The 18,827-nt window shown below is 54.9% G+C and carries 18 protein-coding genes; 5 read left to right on the top strand and 13 right to left on the bottom strand.

Annotation, left to right across the window (positions count from 1 at the left end; all coding sequences use genetic code 11):
- Positions 1 to 3 precede the first annotated feature (3 nt).
- Positions 4 to 924: an ABC transporter permease gene (locus GG681_RS05195; protein ID WP_153545796.1), complete on the top strand. Its 921-nt coding sequence runs from the start codon at positions 4 to 6 to the stop codon at positions 922 to 924.
- Between the two features lie 160 nt (positions 925 to 1,084).
- Here the strand turns inward: GG681_RS05195 and GG681_RS05190 are convergent, their stop codons facing one another.
- The 5 genes from GG681_RS05190 to dapE all read right to left on the bottom strand — a co-directional run bounded on the left by GG681_RS05190 (position 1,085) and on the right by dapE (position 7,008).
- Positions 1,085 to 2,401, bottom strand: coding sequence for a lytic murein transglycosylase (locus GG681_RS05190; RefSeq protein WP_153545794.1), 1,317 nt, complete (start codon positions 2,399 to 2,401; stop codon positions 1,085 to 1,087).
- 130 nt (positions 2,402 to 2,531) lie between these two features.
- Positions 2,532 to 4,808 (bottom strand): ribonuclease R, encoded by a 2,277-nt coding sequence (gene rnr, locus GG681_RS05185; protein ID WP_153545792.1) that lies wholly within the window; start codon positions 4,806 to 4,808, stop codon positions 2,532 to 2,534.
- A 51-nt stretch (positions 4,809 to 4,859) separates the two neighbouring features.
- Positions 4,860 to 5,444: a TIGR04282 family arsenosugar biosynthesis glycosyltransferase gene (locus tag GG681_RS05180; protein ID WP_153545791.1), complete on the bottom strand. Its 585-nt coding sequence runs from the start codon at positions 5,442 to 5,444 to the stop codon at positions 4,860 to 4,862.
- Positions 5,441 to 5,866 carry a GNAT family N-acetyltransferase gene (locus GG681_RS05175; protein WP_408057652.1) on the bottom strand — a complete coding sequence of 142 codons (426 nt, stop codon included), beginning with the start codon at positions 5,864 to 5,866 and terminating at the stop codon, positions 5,441 to 5,443. The genes GG681_RS05180 and GG681_RS05175 overlap by 4 nt, the downstream gene beginning before the upstream one ends.
- The gene (dapE, locus tag GG681_RS05170; RefSeq protein WP_153545789.1) at positions 5,863 to 7,008 is read right to left on the bottom strand and encodes a succinyl-diaminopimelate desuccinylase; all 1,146 of its coding nucleotides are present in this window, start codon (positions 7,006 to 7,008) and stop codon (positions 5,863 to 5,865) included. The genes GG681_RS05175 and dapE overlap by 4 nt, the downstream gene beginning before the upstream one ends.
- A 465-nt stretch (positions 7,009 to 7,473) precedes the next feature.
- Between dapE and GG681_RS05165 the strand changes: the two genes are divergently transcribed.
- Complete coding sequence (locus GG681_RS05165; protein ID WP_153545787.1) at positions 7,474 to 8,427, top strand: transporter substrate-binding domain-containing protein; 954 nt, start codon at positions 7,474 to 7,476, stop codon at positions 8,425 to 8,427.
- Between the two features lie 12 nt (positions 8,428 to 8,439).
- On the opposite strand, the gene GG681_RS05160 is transcribed toward GG681_RS05165, so the two are convergent.
- From GG681_RS05160 to GG681_RS05150, 3 genes are all read right to left on the bottom strand, one after another.
- Positions 8,440 to 8,799 (bottom strand): hypothetical protein, encoded by a 360-nt coding sequence (locus GG681_RS05160; RefSeq protein WP_153545785.1) that lies wholly within the window; start codon positions 8,797 to 8,799, stop codon positions 8,440 to 8,442.
- A gap of 117 nt (positions 8,800 to 8,916) precedes the next feature.
- The gene (gene dapD / locus GG681_RS05155) at positions 8,917 to 9,744 is read right to left on the bottom strand and encodes a 2,3,4,5-tetrahydropyridine-2,6-dicarboxylate N-succinyltransferase (RefSeq protein WP_153545783.1); all 828 of its coding nucleotides are present in this window, start codon (positions 9,742 to 9,744) and stop codon (positions 8,917 to 8,919) included.
- Between the two features lie 99 nt (positions 9,745 to 9,843).
- Positions 9,844 to 10,443 carry a GntR family transcriptional regulator gene (locus GG681_RS05150; RefSeq protein WP_153545781.1) on the bottom strand — a complete coding sequence of 200 codons (600 nt, stop codon included), beginning with the start codon at positions 10,441 to 10,443 and terminating at the stop codon, positions 9,844 to 9,846.
- A 208-nt stretch (positions 10,444 to 10,651) separates the two neighbouring features.
- Here GG681_RS05150 and GG681_RS05145 point away from each other — a divergent pair, with 208 nt between their 5' ends.
- The gene (locus GG681_RS05145) at positions 10,652 to 11,500 is read left to right on the top strand and encodes an LOG family protein (RefSeq protein WP_153545779.1); all 849 of its coding nucleotides are present in this window, start codon (positions 10,652 to 10,654) and stop codon (positions 11,498 to 11,500) included.
- 35 nt (positions 11,501 to 11,535) lie between these two features.
- On the opposite strand, the gene rlmN is transcribed toward GG681_RS05145, so the two are convergent.
- The 5 genes from rlmN to serB form a co-directional block, all read right to left on the bottom strand.
- Complete coding sequence (gene rlmN / locus GG681_RS05140; protein WP_153545777.1) at positions 11,536 to 12,729, bottom strand: 23S rRNA (adenine(2503)-C(2))-methyltransferase RlmN; 1,194 nt, start codon at positions 12,727 to 12,729, stop codon at positions 11,536 to 11,538.
- A gap of 161 nt (positions 12,730 to 12,890) precedes the next feature.
- The gene (locus GG681_RS05135; protein WP_153545775.1) at positions 12,891 to 13,421 is read right to left on the bottom strand and encodes an invasion associated locus B family protein; all 531 of its coding nucleotides are present in this window, start codon (positions 13,419 to 13,421) and stop codon (positions 12,891 to 12,893) included.
- A gap of 265 nt (positions 13,422 to 13,686) precedes the next feature.
- The gene (locus tag GG681_RS05130) at positions 13,687 to 14,001 is read right to left on the bottom strand and encodes a YciI family protein (protein WP_153545773.1); all 315 of its coding nucleotides are present in this window, start codon (positions 13,999 to 14,001) and stop codon (positions 13,687 to 13,689) included.
- Positions 14,002 to 14,075: 74 nt separating this feature from the next.
- Positions 14,076 to 14,834 (bottom strand): TSUP family transporter, encoded by a 759-nt coding sequence (locus GG681_RS05125; protein ID WP_153545771.1) that lies wholly within the window; start codon positions 14,832 to 14,834, stop codon positions 14,076 to 14,078.
- Complete coding sequence (gene serB, locus GG681_RS05120; RefSeq protein WP_153545769.1) at positions 14,834 to 15,709, bottom strand: phosphoserine phosphatase SerB; 876 nt, start codon at positions 15,707 to 15,709, stop codon at positions 14,834 to 14,836. The genes GG681_RS05125 and serB overlap by 1 nt, the downstream gene beginning before the upstream one ends.
- A 256-nt stretch (positions 15,710 to 15,965) precedes the next feature.
- Between serB and GG681_RS05115 the strand changes: the two genes are divergently transcribed.
- Together GG681_RS05115 and serA are read left to right on the top strand one after the other, a co-directional pair.
- On the top strand, positions 15,966 to 17,111 hold the full coding sequence (locus GG681_RS05115; protein ID WP_153545767.1) for a phosphoserine transaminase: 1,146 nt from the start codon (positions 15,966 to 15,968) through the stop codon (positions 17,109 to 17,111).
- 69 nt (positions 17,112 to 17,180) lie between these two features.
- Positions 17,181 to 18,776: a phosphoglycerate dehydrogenase gene (gene serA, locus GG681_RS05110; RefSeq protein WP_153545766.1), complete on the top strand. Its 1,596-nt coding sequence runs from the start codon at positions 17,181 to 17,183 to the stop codon at positions 18,774 to 18,776.
- The last annotated feature ends 51 nt before the right edge of the window (positions 18,777 to 18,827 follow it).

Raw genomic sequence — 18,827 nt, 5'->3', positions numbered from 1 at the left:
AGAATGGCACTTCCATCACATGCATCCCGCCTCGAACGGATCTGGCACTATACCTATCTGACGATTTGTGCGCTGATCTTCCTGTTTTTGATTGCGCCCATTCTGGTGGTGATCCCGCTCAGTTTTAACGCAGAACCCTACTTCACCTTCACGGAGAAGATGCTGAAACTGGATCCAACCGGCTATTCCACCCGGTGGTATGATCTGTTGCTGACCTTTGGCATGACCGACCCTGACGCACCTCGCGGATGGAGCTGGTGGACGGATACCTGGTCAAACGCGGCCTGGATCAACGCGGCGAAGAACTCGGTCATTGTTGGATTCTTTTCGACAATACTGGCAACCACACTGGGCACCATTGCAGCACTTGGACTGTCGCGCCCGGAAATGCCTGGCCGCCGGATCATTATGGCGATCCTGATTTCACCCATGATCGTGCCGATCATCATTGTCGCCACAGGTCTGTTCTTCTTTTACTCCTCCATTGGCATCCAGAATTGGGGCATCCCCTATCTTGGCGTGATCCTGGCCCATGCAACCCTGGGCATTCCCTTTGTGATCATTACTGTGACGGCCACATTGGTGGGGTTTGACCATTCGTTGACGCGCGCATCTGCAAGTCTGGGCGCGGATCCAATCACCACATTCCTGCGCATTCAGATGCCGCTGATCCTGCCAGGGGTGATTTCCGGCGCGCTCTTTGCCTTTGTCACCTCATTCGACGAAGTTGTGGTGGTGCTCTTTGTGGGTGGCCTGGATGAACAAACCATCCCGCGCCAGATGTGGAACGGCATCCGCGAACAGATCAGCCCTGCGATCCTATCGGTGGCAACCATCCTGGTTCTGATATCGATCGCGTTGCTAACAACCGTAGAACTATTGCGCCGCCGCTCCGAACGGCTGCGGGGCATGAGCCCACAATAAAGGAAGGGCCCCTCGGGGCCCTTTTTTACACCCGGTTTCGGTAAGTGGCTCTAGTGCTCGGCACTGAATTTCAGCCGTAAATGCACACGCTGCTCCAATCAAAAAGCCGCCCCTGATCCATCTCTTCTCAAGACGGTCAAACAGCTTTTTCGACCTATGCTTAGCGCAGCCGTTTCAGCAACGTCAGCGATGGGTAGCCATCTTGCGTCAACCCTTGTGACGCCTGATACGCGCGCACCGCTGCAATGGTATTGGGGCCAATTTTCCCATCCACGCCCTGCGTGCTAAAGCCAGCCCGCGTCAGGCGGCGCTGCATTTCCTTACGTTCCTTGAACGTCAAAGCACGATCGCCACGCGGCCAATTGGCCTTGATCGGTCCTGCGCCTTTCAGACGGTCCGACAGGTGCCCGACGCCAATCACATAAGCGTCCGCCGCATTGTAGCGTTCAATCACCGAGAAATTCTTGAAGATCATAAAGGCGGCACCCTGCCCGCCTGCTGGCAAAAGAATCGATGCACTGCCGTGGTTTGGCACCACGCGACCGTTCATGCCCTTGACCCCAAGGCGTCCCCATTCGGCTGGGGATTTCTTGATCTTGCGGCTGGCCAGCGCAAAGTTAAAGCCACGCGGCAGCTGCACTTCAACGCCCCAAGGTTGCCCTTCAACCCAGCCAAATCGTTTGAGATAGGCCGCCGTTGATGCCAAAGCATCCGTGGGATCATCTGACCAGATATCGCGTTTTCCGTCTCCGGTGAAATCCACCGCATAGGCCAGATATGAGGTTGGAATAAACTGCGTGTGGCCCATCGCCCCGGCCCAGCTACCGGTCATCTTGCGCGGCGCAACATCGCCAGCCTGCAGGATTTTCAGCGCAGCGATCAGTTGGGATTCAAAGAACTTTCCGCGCCGCCCATCATAGGCAAGCGTTGCCAAGGATTGCACAATATCATTGCTGCCCTTGTAAGAACCATATGCGCTCTCAAGCCCCCAGACCGCAGTCACCACTTCCTTGGGAACCCCATAGTGGCTTTCGATCCGCGCCAAGGTTGAGCGGTGCTCCCGCAGGGCGGATTTACCGTTTTTGATACGTGTATCCGATGCCGCGCTGTCGAGATATTCCCAGATGGTTTTGGTGAACTCAGACTGATTGCGATCGCGGCGGATCACGTCCTGATCATAGGTGATACCGCGAAATGCGCGGTCCAGCGTGCGGGGCTTGATCCCTTGCGCACGCGCGCGAGAACGAAAGCCGTTGATCCAGTTTTGAAAACCCGGATTGGCCGCCACCTGAACAAGGCTGTTTTGCGCCGCATCGCTTGGGCGCAGCACAGGCTTAACCGGCTTCGCGGCACTGGCCTGAAGAATGCCCGCCTGCGACGAGGGGCGCAAAAGTGGTTGCAACGATGTTTGTGGTGCGGCCTGCGCATGCACTCCAAAGGCAACACAAAGGGCGGTTATCGACACCAATTTCAGCATTCTGCACCTCTATATCTACTGCTCATCAACAGTGTAGCGAAGAGAACGCATGCAAAAAAGACTTCACAAAGCGAAGCTTCCTTCATGGGCCGTGAGTCGCCCATTGCAACTGGCGTTATTTACGCTGACCTCACGAACGGCGTTTGCGCACCACTTTCCGCTTCACCTTGTCATTTTTGATTTTTGATTTTGCAGCTTTGCGTTTGACTGTTTTCCCTGCGGGGCTGCGTCGGCGGTAATTCCCACCTCTGCCACGCCCTTTCGGCATCTGAGTGTCTTCCAGCGTAAGAAGCTCCAGCTCCAAGCCACCTGTCACGGGCGCGGCCTGTGCTAGGCGCACCGTAACACGCAAGCCAATTGACAGCTGCAAGCCGGTATCGACCCCCATCAATGTGCCAGCCTGGGCATCAAAATGGAAAAACTCACGCCCGATTGAACGCACAGGCACCAAACCATCAGCCCCGGTTTCATCCAGCTTAACGAAGATGCCAAAACGGGCCACGCCACTGATTTTACCGACAAACTCATTGCCAACGCGCTCTGACAGATAGGACGCGAGATATCGATCCGTGGTGTCACGTTCAGCAATCATCGAGCGGCGTTCAGTGTCAGAGATATGCTGCGCAGTTTCTTCCAGACGCTCGATCTCATCCGGGCTGAGCCCATCTTCTCCCCAGCCATGGCTGGTGATCAAAGCTCGGTGCACAATCAGATCCGCATAGCGGCGAATGGGGGATGTGAAATGCGCATAATTGCGCAGAGCCAGACCAAAATGGCCAAAGTTTTCCGGATTATAATAGGCCTGCTGCATGGAGCGCAGGGTCGAGATATTGATAACCTCTGCATCATCCGTGCCCGCTGCTGCATTCAACAGGGCGTTCAAATGCCGGGTCTGCAGCACCTGCCCTTTGGCAAGCGTCAGCCCCGCAGCCTTGGCGGTTTCGCGCAGCGCTTCCAGTTTCTCTTCGGCGGGCTCTTCGTGGACGCGGAACAAAAGCGGCGTGCGTTTCTCGATCAACGTCTCGGCCGCGGCCACATTGGCGAGGACCATAAATTCTTCGATGAGGCGATGTGCGTCCAGACGATCCTGAAACGCAACAGAGGCAACCTGCCCGTCACCATCAAGTATGATTTTGCGTTCTGGCAGATCCAGATCAAGCGGCTGGCGTGCCTTACGCGCATTCACCAAGGCGGCGTAGGCGGCGTAAAGCGGCTTGATTACATCGTCTAGGAAAGGTGCGGTTTTTTCATTGGGCTCGCCATCCATCGCCGCCTGCACTTCGGCGTAGTTCAAGGAGGCCTCAGAACGCATGAGGCCGCGCACAAAACGATGTGCGATCTTGTTGCCATCCACGTCGATCTGCATGCGCACGGCAAGACAGGCGCGCGGCACACCTTCGTGCAAGGAGCACAGATCACCGGACAAACGGTCAGGTAGCATCGGCACCACCCGATCCGGGAAATAGCTGGAATTGCCGCGTTTACGGGCCTCACGGTCCAACGCCGATCCGGGTATCACATAGGCAGCCACATCAGCAATCGCGACCCAAATCACATGACCACCGGGGTTTTTGGGATCATCGTCAGCATGGGCAAAACATGCGTCATCGTGATCGCGCGCATCTGGTGGATCGATTGTCACCAAGGGCAGATCACGCAGATCTTCGCGCCCTTTCAGGCCCATGGGTTTGGCTTGATCCGCCTCTGCCATCACTTTGTCAGGGAAATGATCTGGGATGCCGTGCTGGTGAATTGCGATCAGCGATACGGATTTGGGCGCGGATGGATCACCAAGCCGTTCGACAATACGGGCACGTGGCAGGCCCATACGACCCTTTGGCCCGCTCTGCTCCGCTTCGACCAATTCGCCGTCTTTTGCGCCCAAAACACCCTCAACCGGAACCACCCATTCCTGACTGCTGGCCTTATCCGTGGGGACAATCCGGCCACCTTCGGCACCTGCCCGGAAAATACCCAAGACCCGTTTGGGATTGGTTCCAATGCGGCGGATCAAACGCGCCTCGTAGGTGGTATCATCCAGCTGCGTCAGCCGCGCCAAAATGCGATCGCCACGGCCCAAAGCCGGGTCAGACGCGCGGTTAATGATCAGAACCTTTGGTTCTTCGCCTTCACCATGCCATTCCATTGGCTGCGCATAAAGGTCGCCATCTTCATCGGGGGCTTTCACCACCAGCACGCTGACCGGGGGCAACCGATCCCGATCACGGTAGGTTTTCTTGCGCGTTTCCAGATGACCCTCGGCCTCAAGCTCCTTAAGCACACGTTTCAAATCGATCCGGTCGGATCCTTTGATGCCAAAGGCTTTGGCGATATCGCGTTTGGAGGTCTGGGTCGGGTGGGCGGAGATCCAATCGAGGATCTCGGCCTTGCTGGGAATGGCGCTCATATATCCCGCCTATCACGGCCAGATGACGAGGTCATGAGCAAAAAAGCGACTTCAACCTTTCAGGCGGTGCAAATCCGCAAGCGTATCCACATCTGCCAGCGTATCCATCAGTGCAATACTGTGATCGGGCAAGGTTTGCATAGCGTCTGTCAGGGCATGCTCGCTCGACCAACGCGCGTTTTGAAATACGCCCTGTGGTAATCTTTGCGGGTGTTTTGCACCAACCAACCAAAACCCCCCATCCGGCGCGGGACCAAACACAGCATCATGATCGCCAAGCGCCGCAAAGGCACGGGCAATATTGGCAGGTTTAATTCCGGGAATATCCGCACCAATCAGACAGACCGGACCGTTCGCCGCGGCATTGCGCAACATACGTGCCATGCGGGCGCCCAAATCCCCCTGCCCTTGTGGGATCCGTGGCAAATCAGCAGGCCAAACGCGCGACAGCAATGCCTTGTCCGGAGCTGTCGCAAGCACCAATTCCCAGCGCGGATCACGCAGCCGGCGCAACAAACGAGCTGATTGGTGGCGAAACCACCAGGCGGAATTCACAAGGCCAATATCACGTCCCAACCGGGTTTTAACCCGTCCGGGGCGCGGTTCCTTGATCATCACCACAAGGGTTTTTGTCATTTGAGCTCTTTCACCATGTCACGATGGGGGATGCCACCGTCATCGTAAATGGGCCCATATGCGGCAAAACCCAAGCGTTCATAAAAGCCAATCGCGTAAGTTTGAGCGCCGAGTTTCACACGTTGAACCCCAGGCAACTGTTGAACGCACTCCAATGCATAGCGCATCAGATCTGCGCCTAATCCTGTACCGCGCGCGGATTTGACCACGCAGACCCGACCAATTTTTACCACTGCACCATCTTGCAAGATTCGCGCGGTCGCCACCGCCACATCACCGTCGCGCGCCAGGATATGAATGGCTTCGCCATCCAGATCATCAATTTCCTCTTCAAGCGGCACGCCTTGTTCGTGGACAAAGATCTCCATACGCAGGGCAACACAAGGAGCCGGATCTGAAACGATCTCGAACTGCACATTCACGCGAAATAATCCTTCAGAATGCGAGTGTAGATTTCCTTCAGCTGATGGATCTGTGCAATTTCAACACGTTCATCAACCTGATGCATGGTTTTTCCCACCAGCCCAAATTCCACTACCGGGCAATGATGCTGCACAAAACGTGCATCCGACGTGCCGCCGGTGGTTGAGAGTTCGGGCCGAATACCTGTTTCAGCCTCTACCGCATCTGAAACCATTTCAGACAGCGCTCCGGGCGGCGTAATAAAGCTTTCTCCAGAGATCTTTACGGTCATGTCGATGCTAAGATCAAATTCCGCTGCAACCGTATCCACCTGTTGTTGCAACCAATTGGTCAGGCTTTCGCCGGAATGCGCATCATTGAACCGGATGTTCACAGCTGATGTTGCCTTGGCTGGAATAACATTGGTTGCCGGGTTGCCTGTGTCGATCGTCAGCACCGCCAGGGTGGACGGGTCAAAATGATCCGTACCGGTGTCGAGCTCATGGCTGGCAAGACGATCCATCAGACGCACCATCGCATTCAGTGGGTTGTTTGCACGATGCGGATAGGCGGAATGCCCCTGAACACCATTTACAGTGAACCATGCGGTCATTGACCCGCGGCGCCCAATCTTGATCATCTCACCCATCTTATTGGGGCAGGTCGGCTCCCCCACAAGGCAGACATCCATCTTTTCCCCCGCAGCCTGCATGTAGTCCAACAGCGCAGTGGTACCGTCTGTTGCATCACCTTCCTCATCGCCAGTGATGGTCAGGATCAGCGCGCCGTCGGGAGGTGTTTCTTTTACATAGTCAACAGCTGCGGCAACAAAGGCTGCAACACCGGACTTCATGTCTGTTGAACCACGCCCATACAGAAACCCGTCTTTTTCTTCTGCTCCAAAAGGCGCAACGCTCCAGGCAGCCTCATCGCCAACCGGCACAACATCCGTATGCCCGTTAAAGCCAAAGCTACGTGCATGCCCTTTGTTGCCCCAGCGGGCGAACAGATTGCTGGTATCGCCACGATCAACGCGCGTGCAGTCAAACCCAGCCTCAGCCAGCAGCTTTTCGAGCAAAACCAAAGCGCCACCTTCCTCAGGCGTCACCGAGGGGCAGCGGATAAGATCAGCGGTCAGTATTGCGGGATTCGTAGCGGGCATATTGCGATGTCCTTTCATTTGAGCACTCTTGGCGTAGCTCGGATTCGCATGAGAGGCAAACATCGGATTTCATGCAGGCGGATGTTTATACGTCGCGCCAAATTCAATCAGCTTTGCATCTATCGCGGCTGCCCCATCTCAGCCGCAAGCAATGCATATCGCACAAAACAATCACAGCACACCCTCAGGGGGGTATTACGTAATAACATACCAGGTTCATTCGATGGCAAATGCGTTCAAAAATACCTTCGCTGTAGGTTTTTCAATAACTACATGGGCCATGAAACGCTTAAATCTTGCCTGTTTCGCTATCTACGCCTAAGCATTGCCCCATATAAACGATGCCAATGAGGTCGCGATTTGTTCTGCCGACACCTAATCACGATATTCTTTTTTCTGATTTTCACAGGAACAAGCCTGGCTCAATCCCTCACCGTCAATACCGTCACCCGGCCACCATTTTCGATGGTCGAAAACGGCAAAGACGTTGGTTTCACGGTTGATCTGGTTGACGCACTCTTTACCCATCTAGACCAGCCGTTTGTTTTCAATCGCGTGGACAGTTTTGCGCACATGCTCTCTGACGTCACCAATGGCAAAGCAGATCTGGCAGCGGCAAATATTTCCATCACGTCCAGCCGCGAAATCAACATGGATTTCAGCCATCCAATTTTTGAAAGCGGCCTGCAGGTTATGGTGCCGAGAGATGATATCTATCAGCCCTCGCTGCTAAGCGCCCTGTTTTCTAAAGATTTGCTCACGGCGATATTCATAGCTTTTGTCCTTCTTGGCGGCGGCGGCATGATGATGTGGGTGGTCGAAAGACGCGCCCAGCCCTATTTTGATCGACCACTCAAGGAAGCATGGTTTCCATCCTTTTGGTGGGCACTCAATCTTGTTGTGAACGGCGGGTTTGAAGAACGTGTACCCCGCACCCCGATTGGTCGCATTTTTGGGGTTATTCTGGTGGTCTCATCTTTGTTTATCGTATCTATTTTTGTGGCAAAAATCACAGCCGTGATGACCGTTGAAGCCATCAGCGGCAATATATCTTCCGTGAATGATCTTTATGGAAAACGCACTGGAACGCTGTCTGGCTCCACGGCGGCCGGGTTTCTCGACCGTCGCGAAATCGGCTACAAAGGATATGATAATCTGGACGATCTAATCGCAGGTTTTGAAGCTGGCGAAACCAGAGCGGTAGTATTTGATGCACCGATCCTGAATTATTATGCCAGCCATTCCGGCGCAGGTCAGGCCTATACCATCGGACCAGTCTTTCTTCAGGAAAGCTACGGCATCGCGCTGCCATCCAATTCGCCTCTGACCGAAGAAATCAACCGAGGCTTGTTGGAACTGCGCGAAAACGGCACTTATGACCGCATCTACCGGAAATGGTTTGGATCGCGCCAGCAATAGCCGCTGGCGGCGTCAGTGCAATGTGTCGCTAGTTGTATCTGTTCTATCAGAAAAGAATGGCGTCATCTGCGCGACGATAACTGCGTTTTCATCCAGCGCACGCTGCATCAATGCGCGCTCTTCTTCGCTGATATCGTGGCCAGTCGCCTCACGCTCTTCCAAGGTTCCATAGCCTGTCACATCAAGCGGCGCGGTATCTGCCTGCTTCAAAATGGCCACGGTTTCGCGCACAGCTTCTGCTTCATCAATACCAGAAGCAAACACCATCAATGCCGCACCTGTTGCCCCTTCAGGCAACCCATCCCCGTCTTTGCGGCCAATCTGGACAAGCAATGTATAGACCTGCTGGCGGGATTTCTTCTTTTCCGACATGTGATGCCTCTTGCACAGATGTAGTCCGAGACCCGCTTGGGGCCCCGAAATACCTGATTTCATCTTTTTATAAATACTCCGGGGTTTGGGGCAGAGCCCCAAGTCCCAGATCAGCAATCAATCGCGCAGCAGCTCGTTGATACCGGTTTTAGAGCGGGTCTTCTCATCCACGCGCTTCACGATAACCGCACAGTACAGGTTGATACCGTTTTTCGATGGCATCGAGCCTGCAACAACCACGGAATAGGGCGGCACTTCACCGTAGAAAACTTCGCCGGTTTCGCGATCGACAATTTTGGTGGACTGGCCGATGAAAACACCCATTCCAAGAACCGAACCTTCACGTACGATACAGCCCTCAACAACTTCAGAGCGGGCACCGATGAAGCAGTTGTCTTCAATGATGGTTGGTCCGGCCTGCATCGGCTCAAGAACACCTCCAATGCCAACACCACCTGACAGGTGTACGTTTTTACCAATCTGGGCACAGGAGCCAACGGTCGCCCATGTGTCTACCATGGTGCCTTCATCCACATGGGCACCAAGGTTCACAAAAGACGGCATCAATACAACGCCAGGTGCGATATATGCGGACTTACGAACAACTGCGTTGGGAACCGCGCGGAAACCTGCGGATTTCCAGTCAGCTTCGCCCCAGCCTTTGAACTTGCTGTCGACCTTATCCCACCAGCCAGAGCCCTGCGGGCCACCAGACTGCTCTTCCATATCTTTGATACGGAAGCCAAGAAGCACGGCCTTTTTGGCCCATTGGTTCACATGCCAGTCGCCGTTGTCCAGCTTCTGCGCAACACGCAGCTTACCGCTGTCAAGCGCGTGCAGGGTCTGTTCAATGGCGTCACGAGTTTCGCCGGTGGTGGCTGGTGTAATGGTATCGCGGGCCTCCCAGGCGGCCTCGATGGCGGTTTCCAGCTGCGCGTTAGACATGGTGTCACTCCCAGGGTCAAAGATTGTCGCAGTTTCATAACCGGATTTCACACAAAGGTCATGTGCCAATCTGCCGTCTGGCGCTGATCATCACCCGGTTTAACGCACGCGCCGCAAATGGCGACGCATAACGCTACAGGCCGTCATGGCGTCGCGCTCCACAATCGCCTGCACCAAAGCGGCATGATCCGCGTCATGGCGTGGCCGCCACTGACCTTTCCAATAGGCAAAAAGATGACGTGCTGCAGCCAATTGAAGATCTGCAATTGTGTCCAAAAGCCGGTTCATATTGCACGGGGCCAGCAGCGCCATATGAAAGGCGCGGTTTGCGCGATCCCAATCCAACATGTCAGACGCTGCCTCACAGCGTTCAAAAGCGGTTTTGACCGCTGCGATATCCTCATCGGTCATTTTGGGGATGGCATGCGACAGCGCAAGAACTTCAAGCGCGACACGCATTTCCACAACTTCACGGATTTCAGAAGGGTCCAATGCGCTGACACGCGTTCCGCGACGTGGCAATGAGGTCGCAAGCCCATGCGCCTCAAGCCGCAGCAAAGCTTCACGCACGGGCACATGGCTTGCATCATAATCGCGTGCGATATGATCTTGGCGCAATTTCTCTCCGGCAGGCAGCACACCGGTGACGATGCGCTCGCTCAATGCATCAAAGATCTTATCTGCAATTGTTTTGGTCATATCTACTGTCTGCTTATTTTTGCAGCCCGTGCAATCATTACCCAGCGCCTGTTGTTCATCGACAATTAAACCATCGGCATCGCGGCGGCAAACATGCTTGTGTAATCTCGCCCCTGTAAGTTTACCGCAAACATGGTTTTCTCTGGTGTGCCACCACCCGGAGCGATAGGATTAAACTCTGATTTTAAGTTGAAGGGGCGCCGTTTATATGACCGAAGACCGCCACAGCCGTTTTCCAGATGCACATTCCGACCGCGATCGCGCGGAGCATGTTCCGCTGACACCACAGACCTCTTCGCCCGCATATGCGCTGGCCTTTGCAGATGAGGAATTTCTGTGCCGGGATGAATTGCGCCCTGTGCGGCTGCAACTCGAACTGCTGAAACCGCAGTTGATGCTGGATGAACAAGGCGTTGAAAGCACAATCGTCATGTTTGGCGGCGCGCGCATCCCGGCCCCCGAACACAAAGAAACCGCCCGCACGCAAACGCTGGCAGATCTGTCTCATTTCTACAATGAAGCCCGCGAGTTTGCGCGCCTGATGACCGTAAAATCAAAAGAGAGCGGTGGGCGCCAGAACGTGATTGTCACCGGTGGCGGGCCCGGCGTGATGGAAGCAGGCAATCGCGGTGCGATTGATGCCGGTGGGGCATCGATTGGCCTCAGCATCGTTTTACCGCATGAGCAGGCCCCAAATGAATATGTCACGCCCTCGCTCAGCTTCAACTTTCACTACTTCGCCATCCGCAAGATGCATTTCTTGATGCGCGCGCGGGCAATCACCGTATTCCCTGGCGGGTTTGGCACATTGGATGAGCTGTTTGAAAGCCTCACCTTGATCCAAACTGGCCGGATGGAACGTGTGCCCTTCATCCTGTTTGGGCGCAAATTCTGGGACAGCATCATCAACTGGGATGCATTGGCCGATGCGGGCACCATCTCCGAAGATGATCTGGAGCTGTTTAAATTCGCGGAAACCGCAGAAGAAGCGATGCAGATCTTCAACGAATGGCAAAGCGCACCACCTCGCGATTCCCTGCCGGGCCGCGATCGATAAATTAAAAGCCCGGGGAATTTCTCCGGGCTTTTGTTTTATTCTGACTTGATACCGGCTTCAGCTGCGATTTCTTTGCGCGATTTACGTGCACGCTCAGTGGCTGATTTCAACTGACCACAGGCCGCCATAATATCATCACCGCGGGTTTTGCGGATCGGCGAGGCATAGCCTGCATCGAAAATGATATTGGAAAACGCCCGAATACGGTTGTTTGAAGAACGCTTATACGGGCTGCCCGGCCACTCGTTGAACGGAATCAGATTGATCTTTGCCGGGATTTTGAAGCGTTTGATGTGATTTATCAAACGATGGGCATCTTCATCAGAATCGTTCACCCCATTCAGCATTACATATTCAAAGGTAATGCGCTCGCTATTGGAAACTTTGGGATAATCAGCCAACGACTGCAGCAGTTCTTCAATGTTCCAGCGACGATTGATTGGCACCAGTACATCACGGACTTCATCGGTGGTCGCGTGGAATGAAATCGCCAGCAAACAGCCAATTTCCTCGGCGGTTCGCGCGATTTCTGGCACCACACCGGATGTGGACAGGGTAATGCGGCGACGTGACAATGAAATCCCCTCGGGATCCATTGCGATCTTCATCGCGTCACGCACGTTTTCAAAATTATAGAGCGGCTCTCCCATGCCCATCAGAACGATATTGGAGAGCAGTCGCGTCTTTTCCGTTGGTGCGCCCGGAACCGGCCATTCCTCAAGATCGTCGCGCGCCATCATAACCTGCCCCACAATCTCTGCCGGGGTCAGGTTGCGCACCAGTTTCTGTGTGCCGGTGTGACAGAAAGAACATGTCAGCGTGCAGCCAACTTGCGAAGAAATACATAGGGTACCGCGATCGTCTTCGGGGATGTAGACAACCTCGACTTCGTGCCCGCCCGCAATCCGCACAAGGTATTTCCGGGTGCCATCTGTCGACACCAGCTTGGACACGACTTCAGGCACGCGGATCTCAAAGACCTCTTCAAGCTGGGCTCGATAGGCCTTTGCAAGGTTGGTCATATCGGCAAAATCGCGTTTGCCCCATTGGTAGATCCACTGCCAGATCTGCCCCACGCGCATCTTCGCCTGCTTCTCAGGCGTCCCGTGTTCAATCAATGCGTCGCGCATCTGCGGGCGTGTCATGCCCACCAGATTGATTTTGCCGTCTTCAGGCAATTTTCGGGGCAAGGTCATAACGTCTTGCGTGATCGGCGCTGTGGCTGTCATGGCTTGGGACTCAAACGGGCTATTGGGCTGGATGCGCTTCTATATAGGAGAAAAGCAAAACTTCCAAATGAAAGATGCGCGCAGCAAACTTCATTTCTTTAAATGCAACAAGGCCGCCCAGAGGCGGCCAGAGTTGTTCGCATTCACAAACGCATGAAACGTTATTTACAACGCTTGTTCGCGTCTTCCACAGCGGCGGTAAAGCCAAGAAGCGAGAACGTGTCTTTGGTCTGGGTGCCACGAGCAGAACGCGCCGTCAGTATCGCACTTGCCCCGCGCTTCATCGCAGTGATGATTTTCCCATCATCTGCAACGGTCTGTGGCCATGCCCATTCGCCATCGGTGGTCAGCAGGAACTGTTCATCACCAATCTGCATGCCCACGGTTGAGCCAGGCGCAAACGGGTAACCACCTGTGAAGCTCAGCTGCCCTTTGGGCGCGCTTTCCGGATTATACACAACAAAGAGTTGAATTTCGCTGCGACGCACAGCAACCACGCGACCATCCCGGGTGTTGACACTCTCCTTTGGCGCAGAAACCCCCCAGCATTCCTTGGGGCTTTCGCTTTGGAAAACGCTCCAATCGACGTTTTCGCCAACGATATTGTCCGTCTGGGCCTGCTGACCGATTGCTGTATTGGCTATGAGTACCATGCTTAGGCCCGCAACGGCGCGAGCAAGTTTCAATACCATTTGTCCCAACTCCAAGACTGTCTTTTACCTCAAATGCGCTGCGGCATGCGGTGTTCAAACCACCGTCTCACTCCAAAGCCCCATGCGCGTGTGACAAAACCACAATAACGTATTAAACGCCATCGTATAAAGGGCGTTTGGCGGGAAATCGCCAAGAAAAAATTGCACAGCTCACACCAATGACTTTCACTTCACTGCATATCGATGAAGCAAATGTTTCAGCTGTATCCGTAGCGTCACACGATGGATCTGACCGCCGACCGCGTCACATCTCGTGGATTTCAGCCACTTCGACACTGCCGGTTCCATCCCGCACCATTGGGCACTCTTGCGCCATGGAACAGGCCTCATCTATCGTATCCACAGATATGACAGTGTAGCCAGAAATAGGGTTTGCACCGCCATTGTCCGCGACGCCGGACTGCGACACCGTTTTGGACAGACCCACCGGCGCGCCGGGAATATCAACGACCTCGCCCATGGAGGCGAACCAATCGTTCCAGGCCGTCATGACCTTTTCACCTTCTTCGGGGCTCTCAGGTGTTTTCCCACCATGATAGGCAAAGATAAATTGCGGCATTTCTCCCTCCCAACATTGCATATTCACCGCCCTGAACGCGGGCAGCTTATTGGAAGCATAGCAGAAAAATCGCCTTAAATCATTTCCCAAAGCAGCTTGGCTGCGAGCAGGCAGGACGTGGCCACCAGAAGCGGCTTGATCAACCGTGCTCCGATTCGCTGCGCAAGCGCCGCACCACATTGCGCACCGACCACTTGTGCAGCAGCCATAGCCAAGCCAACGAACCACCAAGGCGTCGCCACAACTGCAAAAACGGCCAATCCGCCCAGGTTAGAAGCAAAATTCAGCAATTTGGTATGGGCCGTTGCCTTGAGGATGCCGTAGCCTGCCAGCGTTACGAACCCAAGCATGTAAAAACTGCCTGCGCCCGGCCCCAAAAGCCCATCATAAAGCCCACACAAAGGCACAATGCTTGCAGCAAAGACCACGGGCGTTAGGCGCGCGTGACTGTCAGCATCATCAAGCCCTTTGCGCAGCGCAAAAAACAGCGCAATCGCCACCAGAACAATTGGGAGCACCAATCGTATCAAATCTGTTGGCACAATAGACACCAGAAGCGCACCGCACATCGATGCGGCAAAGGCCACAAGCGCGGGCCCGATCTGGCGCTGTAATTTCACATGACCGCCACGCGCATAAGACAGCGCAGCACTCCCGGCACCGAACAGGCCCTGCACTTTATTGGTGGCCAAGGCAGTGACGGGATCAGCGCCCGCCAACAGCAATGCGGGCACGGTGACGAGGCCACCCCCACCGGCGATGGCGTCTATAAATCCAGCAGCAAAAGCGGCCGCGACCAGCAGTGCCAGAAGGTCAAAGCTGACCTCAAACATCAGCTGGCGAACTCGGCTTGGCTGTAGCCCTGAATATAAAGCAATGCGGTGAGATCGCCGTGATTGATCCGAATATCACATTCTGCCGCAACAGAGGGTTTGGCGTGCAGCGCAACACCAGCACCGGCACGACCGAGCATGCCCAGATCGTTGGCACCATCTCCAACCGCAATTACATCGCGCTCGGTGATTCCAAGACGCGCGGTGATTTGCTCCAAGGCTTCGACCTTTGCCTCGCGCCCAAGTATCGGGCGACCAACATCTCCAGTCAGCTTGCCATTTTCCACCAAAAGCGTGTTTGCACGGTTTTCATCAAAACCCAGCTCTGCCGCAACCTTGGCAGTGAAGGCCGTGAAGCCGCCGGATACCAACGCCGCATAGGCACCGTTTGCCTTCATAGTGGCCAATAGCACCTGACCGCCGGGCATAAAGGTGATGCGATTGGCCAGCACATCCGCAATCACCGCTTCGGGCAGATCTTTCAAAAGCCCCACCCGTTCCGTGAGGGCTCCATCAAAATCGAGTTCACCATTCATGGCACGCGCGGTGATGTCTTTGACACGTTCGCCAACACCCGCTTCATCCGCCAATTCATCGATGCATTCCTGCTGGATCATGGTCGAATCCATATCCGCCAGAAGCATTTTTTTCTTACGCCCCTCAACAGGTTGCACCACAAGATCCACCTCTAAGCTTTGCAGACCAGCCCATACATCCCGGCGGTTATCGGGCATGGTTTCGTGCTCAAATTCTGCGGCGATCCCTTCCGCCAACCAGCGCAGCTCACCTCCGCCCCAAGCATTGCGAAGAGCTTCAACCATTGAGGTTTCCAAGCTTTTTGAAGCCGGGTTCACAAGCAGTGTGGTGACGAACATCGAGCAGGTCCTTTGTGGTGATTCTGCACAACTCATAACGAGCCGCGCCAGCTGGAGCTAGCCCCCCGTTTCGCAGTTCCTATCTAGCACCAAAACAGCCAGAAGTTTCCTAAAGGCGAAATTTTAGGTCGCATTTGGAGCTATAAACGCCGGAATTGACCCAAAAAGGCGGTTGTTGTTTTTTTGCGCCAACTCTATTCCGGTCAGTGGGACACCTCTCCCCAACGAGAGGCACTTATCTGGAAGGGTAGCATTGATGGCTATTGCTCAACCGGCGACGCGACCGGCAAACCCGCGTTTTTCTTCTGGCCCCTGTGCCAAACCCCCCGTTTTTGAACTGTCCAAACTTGCTGATGCGCCTCTTGGTCGCTCGCACCGGGCTGCTGTTGGTAAGGCTAAATTGAAAGCCGCCATCGAAGGCACCCGTGAAGTTCTGGGCATCCCCGCTGATTATAAAATTGGTATCGTTCCTGCGTCTGACACCGGCGCGGTTGAAATGGCCCTGTGGAACCTTCTGGGTGAGCGCAAAGTTGAAATGCTCGCTTGGGAAAGCTTTGGCGCGGGCTGGGTCACCGATGTTGTGAAACAGCTGAAAATCGACGCCGAAGTAAAAACCGCCGAATACGGCGAGATTGTTGATCTGGCGACTGTTGATCCCAAAAATGATGTGGTCTTCACTTGGAACGGCACCACCTCGGGCGTCAAAGTACCAAATGGTGACTGGATCGCGGACGACCGCGAAGGCCTGACCATCTGTGACGCGACCTCTGCTGCATTCGCGCAGGACCTGCCTTGGGACAAGCTGGATGTGACCACCTTCTCCTGGCAGAAAGTTCTGGGTGGCGAAGCCGCCCACGGCATGCTGATCCTTTCGCCACGTGCAGTTGAGCGCCTGGAAAGCTATACACCTGCTTGGCCACTGCCAAAGATCTTCCGCCTGACCAAAGGCGGCAAGCTGATCGATGGTATCTTCACCGGCGCAACCATCAACACGCCCTCTATGCTGGCGGTTGAAGACTATCTGGTCGCGCTGGACTGGGCACGCACTGTTGGTGGCTTTGAAGGTCTGAAGGCGCGTGCGGACGCCAACGCCAAAGCCGTGTTTGATTTCTGCGACGCCAACGACTGGATCGCAAATCTGGCCGTGGATGATGCAACCCGCTCCAACACTTCGGTTTGCCTCAAGTTCACCGACGATCGCATCCAGGATGGCGCAGCTTTTGCCAAGGCCGTTGCCAAACGTCTGGAAGCCGAAGATGTCGCATTGGACGTGGGCGCCTATCGCGACGCGCCTGCAGGTCTGCGCATCTGGTGCGGTGGTACGGTAGAGACCGCCGATCTGGAAGCGATGCTGCCTTGGCTCGCTTGGGCCTTTGCGGCCGAGATCGAAGCGCAAGCTTAATCCAAATTGATATGGGCGCGCCCTTCCGCGCGCCCTCCCGCACCCCATATATTTGAAGGACCCAAAAACATGGCTCCCAAAGTACTCGTATCCGACAAACTGTCTGAAACCGCCGTGCAGATCTTCCGCGATCGCGGCATCGACGTTGATTTCCTGCCCGACGTTGGCAAGGACAAAGACAAACTGGCCGAAATCATCGGCCAATACGACGGTCTCGCGATCCGCTCTGCGACCAAAGTGACCCCAACCATCCTGGAATCGGCAACCAACCTCAAAGTTGTTGGTCGCGCAGGCATCGGCACCGACAACGTGGACAAAGAAGCGTCGTCGAAAAAAGGCGTGATCGTGATGAACACGCCGTTCGGCAACATGATCACCACTGCCGAACATGCGATTGCGATGATGTTTGCTGTTGCGCGCCAGATCCCGGAAGCGTCCGAATCTACCCATGCCGGCAAATGGGAAAAGTCCAAATTCATGGGTGTTGAGCTGACCAACAAAACGCTGGGCGTTATTGGTGCGGGCAACATCGGTGGCATCGTGTGTGACCGCGCCCGTGGTCTGAAAATGAAAGTCGTTGCGTTCGACCCCTTCCTGTCGGAAGAGAAGGCCGAAAAAATGCAGGTCGAAAAGGTCGAGCTGGATGAGCTGCTGACCCGCGCGGACTTCATCACCCTGCACGTGCCGTTCACCGAAGGCACCAAGAATATTCTGTCTGCTGAAAACCTCGCCAAGACCAAAAAAGGCGTGCGTATCATCAACTGTGCCCGCGGTGGTCTGGTTGACGAAGAAGCGCTGGCGGAACTCTTGAAGTCTGGCCATGTCGCAGGCGCTGCATTCGACGTATTCTCAGAAGAGCCTGCAAAAGAAAACGCACTGTTCAACCTACCCAACGTTGTCTGCACCCCGCACTTGGGCGCGGCAACCACCGAGGCACAGGAAAACGTGGCCCTGCAAGTGGCTGAGCAGATGTCCAACTACCTGCTGACCGGCGCAGTTGAAAACGCGCTGAACATGCCATCCGTGACCGCTGAAGAAGCCAAGATCATGGGCCCCTGGATCAAACTGGCGGATCACCTCGGCGCGTTTGCAGGTCAGATGACCGATGAGCCGATCGAAGCGATCAACATCTGCTATGATGGTATTGTTGCCGATATGAACCTGGAAGCACTGAACTGCTCAGTCATCGCGGGTATCATGAAAAAGGCAAACCCTGATGTGAACATGGTCTCTGCGCCGGTTATCGCCAAAGAGCGTGGCATTCAGATCTCCACCACCACACAGGACAAGACCGGCTCGTTTGATGGCTACGTCAAGGTGACCGTTGTGACCTCCAAGCGTGAGCGTTCGGTTGCAGGTACTGTCTTCTCTGATGGCAAGCCGCGCTTCATCCAGATCAAAGGCATCAACATCGATGCCGAAGTTGGCGCACACATGCTTTACACCACCAACAAAGATGTTCCCGGCATCATTGGCGCATTGGGTAAGACAATGGGCGACATGGACGTAAACATCGCGAACTTTACCCTTGGCCGCAGCGATGCAGGCGGCGAAGCAATCGCGCTGCTTTATGTTGATGCTCCGGTACCGGCAGCAGCACGCGCAAAACTGGCAGAGCTGGGTCTTTTCACCCAGATCAAGCCGCTGGCTTTTGACGTCGTCTAACAGGCGCATGTTTGTAAAATTCAGAAGGCCGCATCCAGATGCGGCCTTTTT

Source organism: Tritonibacter aquimaris (genome assembly GCF_009617595.1).
Classification (GTDB): domain Bacteria; phylum Pseudomonadota; class Alphaproteobacteria; order Rhodobacterales; family Rhodobacteraceae; genus Epibacterium; species Epibacterium aquimaris.
This window is presented reverse-complemented; position numbering and strand designations above follow the sequence as displayed.

Coding starts and splice junctions, on each gene's coding strand:
- GG681_RS05130 (WP_153545773.1), bottom strand. CDS start 14,001: ATGCCGCAATTTATCTTTGCCTATCATGGTGGGAAAACACCTGAGAGC.
- dapE (WP_153545789.1), bottom strand. CDS start 7,008: ATGCCCGCTACGAATCCCGCAATACTGACCGCTGATCTTATCCGCTGC.
- GG681_RS05165 (WP_153545787.1), top strand. CDS start 7,474: ATGGTCGAAAACGGCAAAGACGTTGGTTTCACGGTTGATCTGGTTGAC.
- serA (WP_153545766.1), top strand. CDS start 17,181: ATGGCTCCCAAAGTACTCGTATCCGACAAACTGTCTGAAACCGCCGTG.
- dapD (WP_153545783.1), bottom strand. CDS start 9,744: ATGTCTAACGCGCAGCTGGAAACCGCCATCGAGGCCGCCTGGGAGGCC.
- GG681_RS05190 (WP_153545794.1), bottom strand. CDS start 2,401: ATGCTGAAATTGGTGTCGATAACCGCCCTTTGTGTTGCCTTTGGAGTG.
- GG681_RS05195 (WP_153545796.1), top strand. CDS start 4: ATGGCACTTCCATCACATGCATCCCGCCTCGAACGGATCTGGCACTAT.
- GG681_RS05160 (WP_153545785.1), bottom strand. CDS start 8,799: ATGTCGGAAAAGAAGAAATCCCGCCAGCAGGTCTATACATTGCTTGTC.
- GG681_RS05180 (WP_153545791.1), bottom strand. CDS start 5,444: ATGACAAAAACCCTTGTGGTGATGATCAAGGAACCGCGCCCCGGACGG.
- GG681_RS05115 (WP_153545767.1), top strand. CDS start 15,966: ATGGCTATTGCTCAACCGGCGACGCGACCGGCAAACCCGCGTTTTTCT.
- GG681_RS05125 (WP_153545771.1), bottom strand. CDS start 14,834: ATGTTTGAGGTCAGCTTTGACCTTCTGGCACTGCTGGTCGCGGCCGCT.
- GG681_RS05135 (WP_153545775.1), bottom strand. CDS start 13,421: ATGGTATTGAAACTTGCTCGCGCCGTTGCGGGCCTAAGCATGGTACTC.
- serB (WP_153545769.1), bottom strand. CDS start 15,709: ATGTTCGTCACCACACTGCTTGTGAACCCGGCTTCAAAAAGCTTGGAA.
- rlmN (WP_153545777.1), bottom strand. CDS start 12,729: ATGACAGCCACAGCGCCGATCACGCAAGACGTTATGACCTTGCCCCGA.
- rnr (WP_153545792.1), bottom strand. CDS start 4,808: ATGAGCGCCATTCCCAGCAAGGCCGAGATCCTCGATTGGATCTCCGCC.
- GG681_RS05150 (WP_153545781.1), bottom strand. CDS start 10,443: ATGACCAAAACAATTGCAGATAAGATCTTTGATGCATTGAGCGAGCGC.
- GG681_RS05145 (WP_153545779.1), top strand. CDS start 10,652: ATGACCGAAGACCGCCACAGCCGTTTTCCAGATGCACATTCCGACCGC.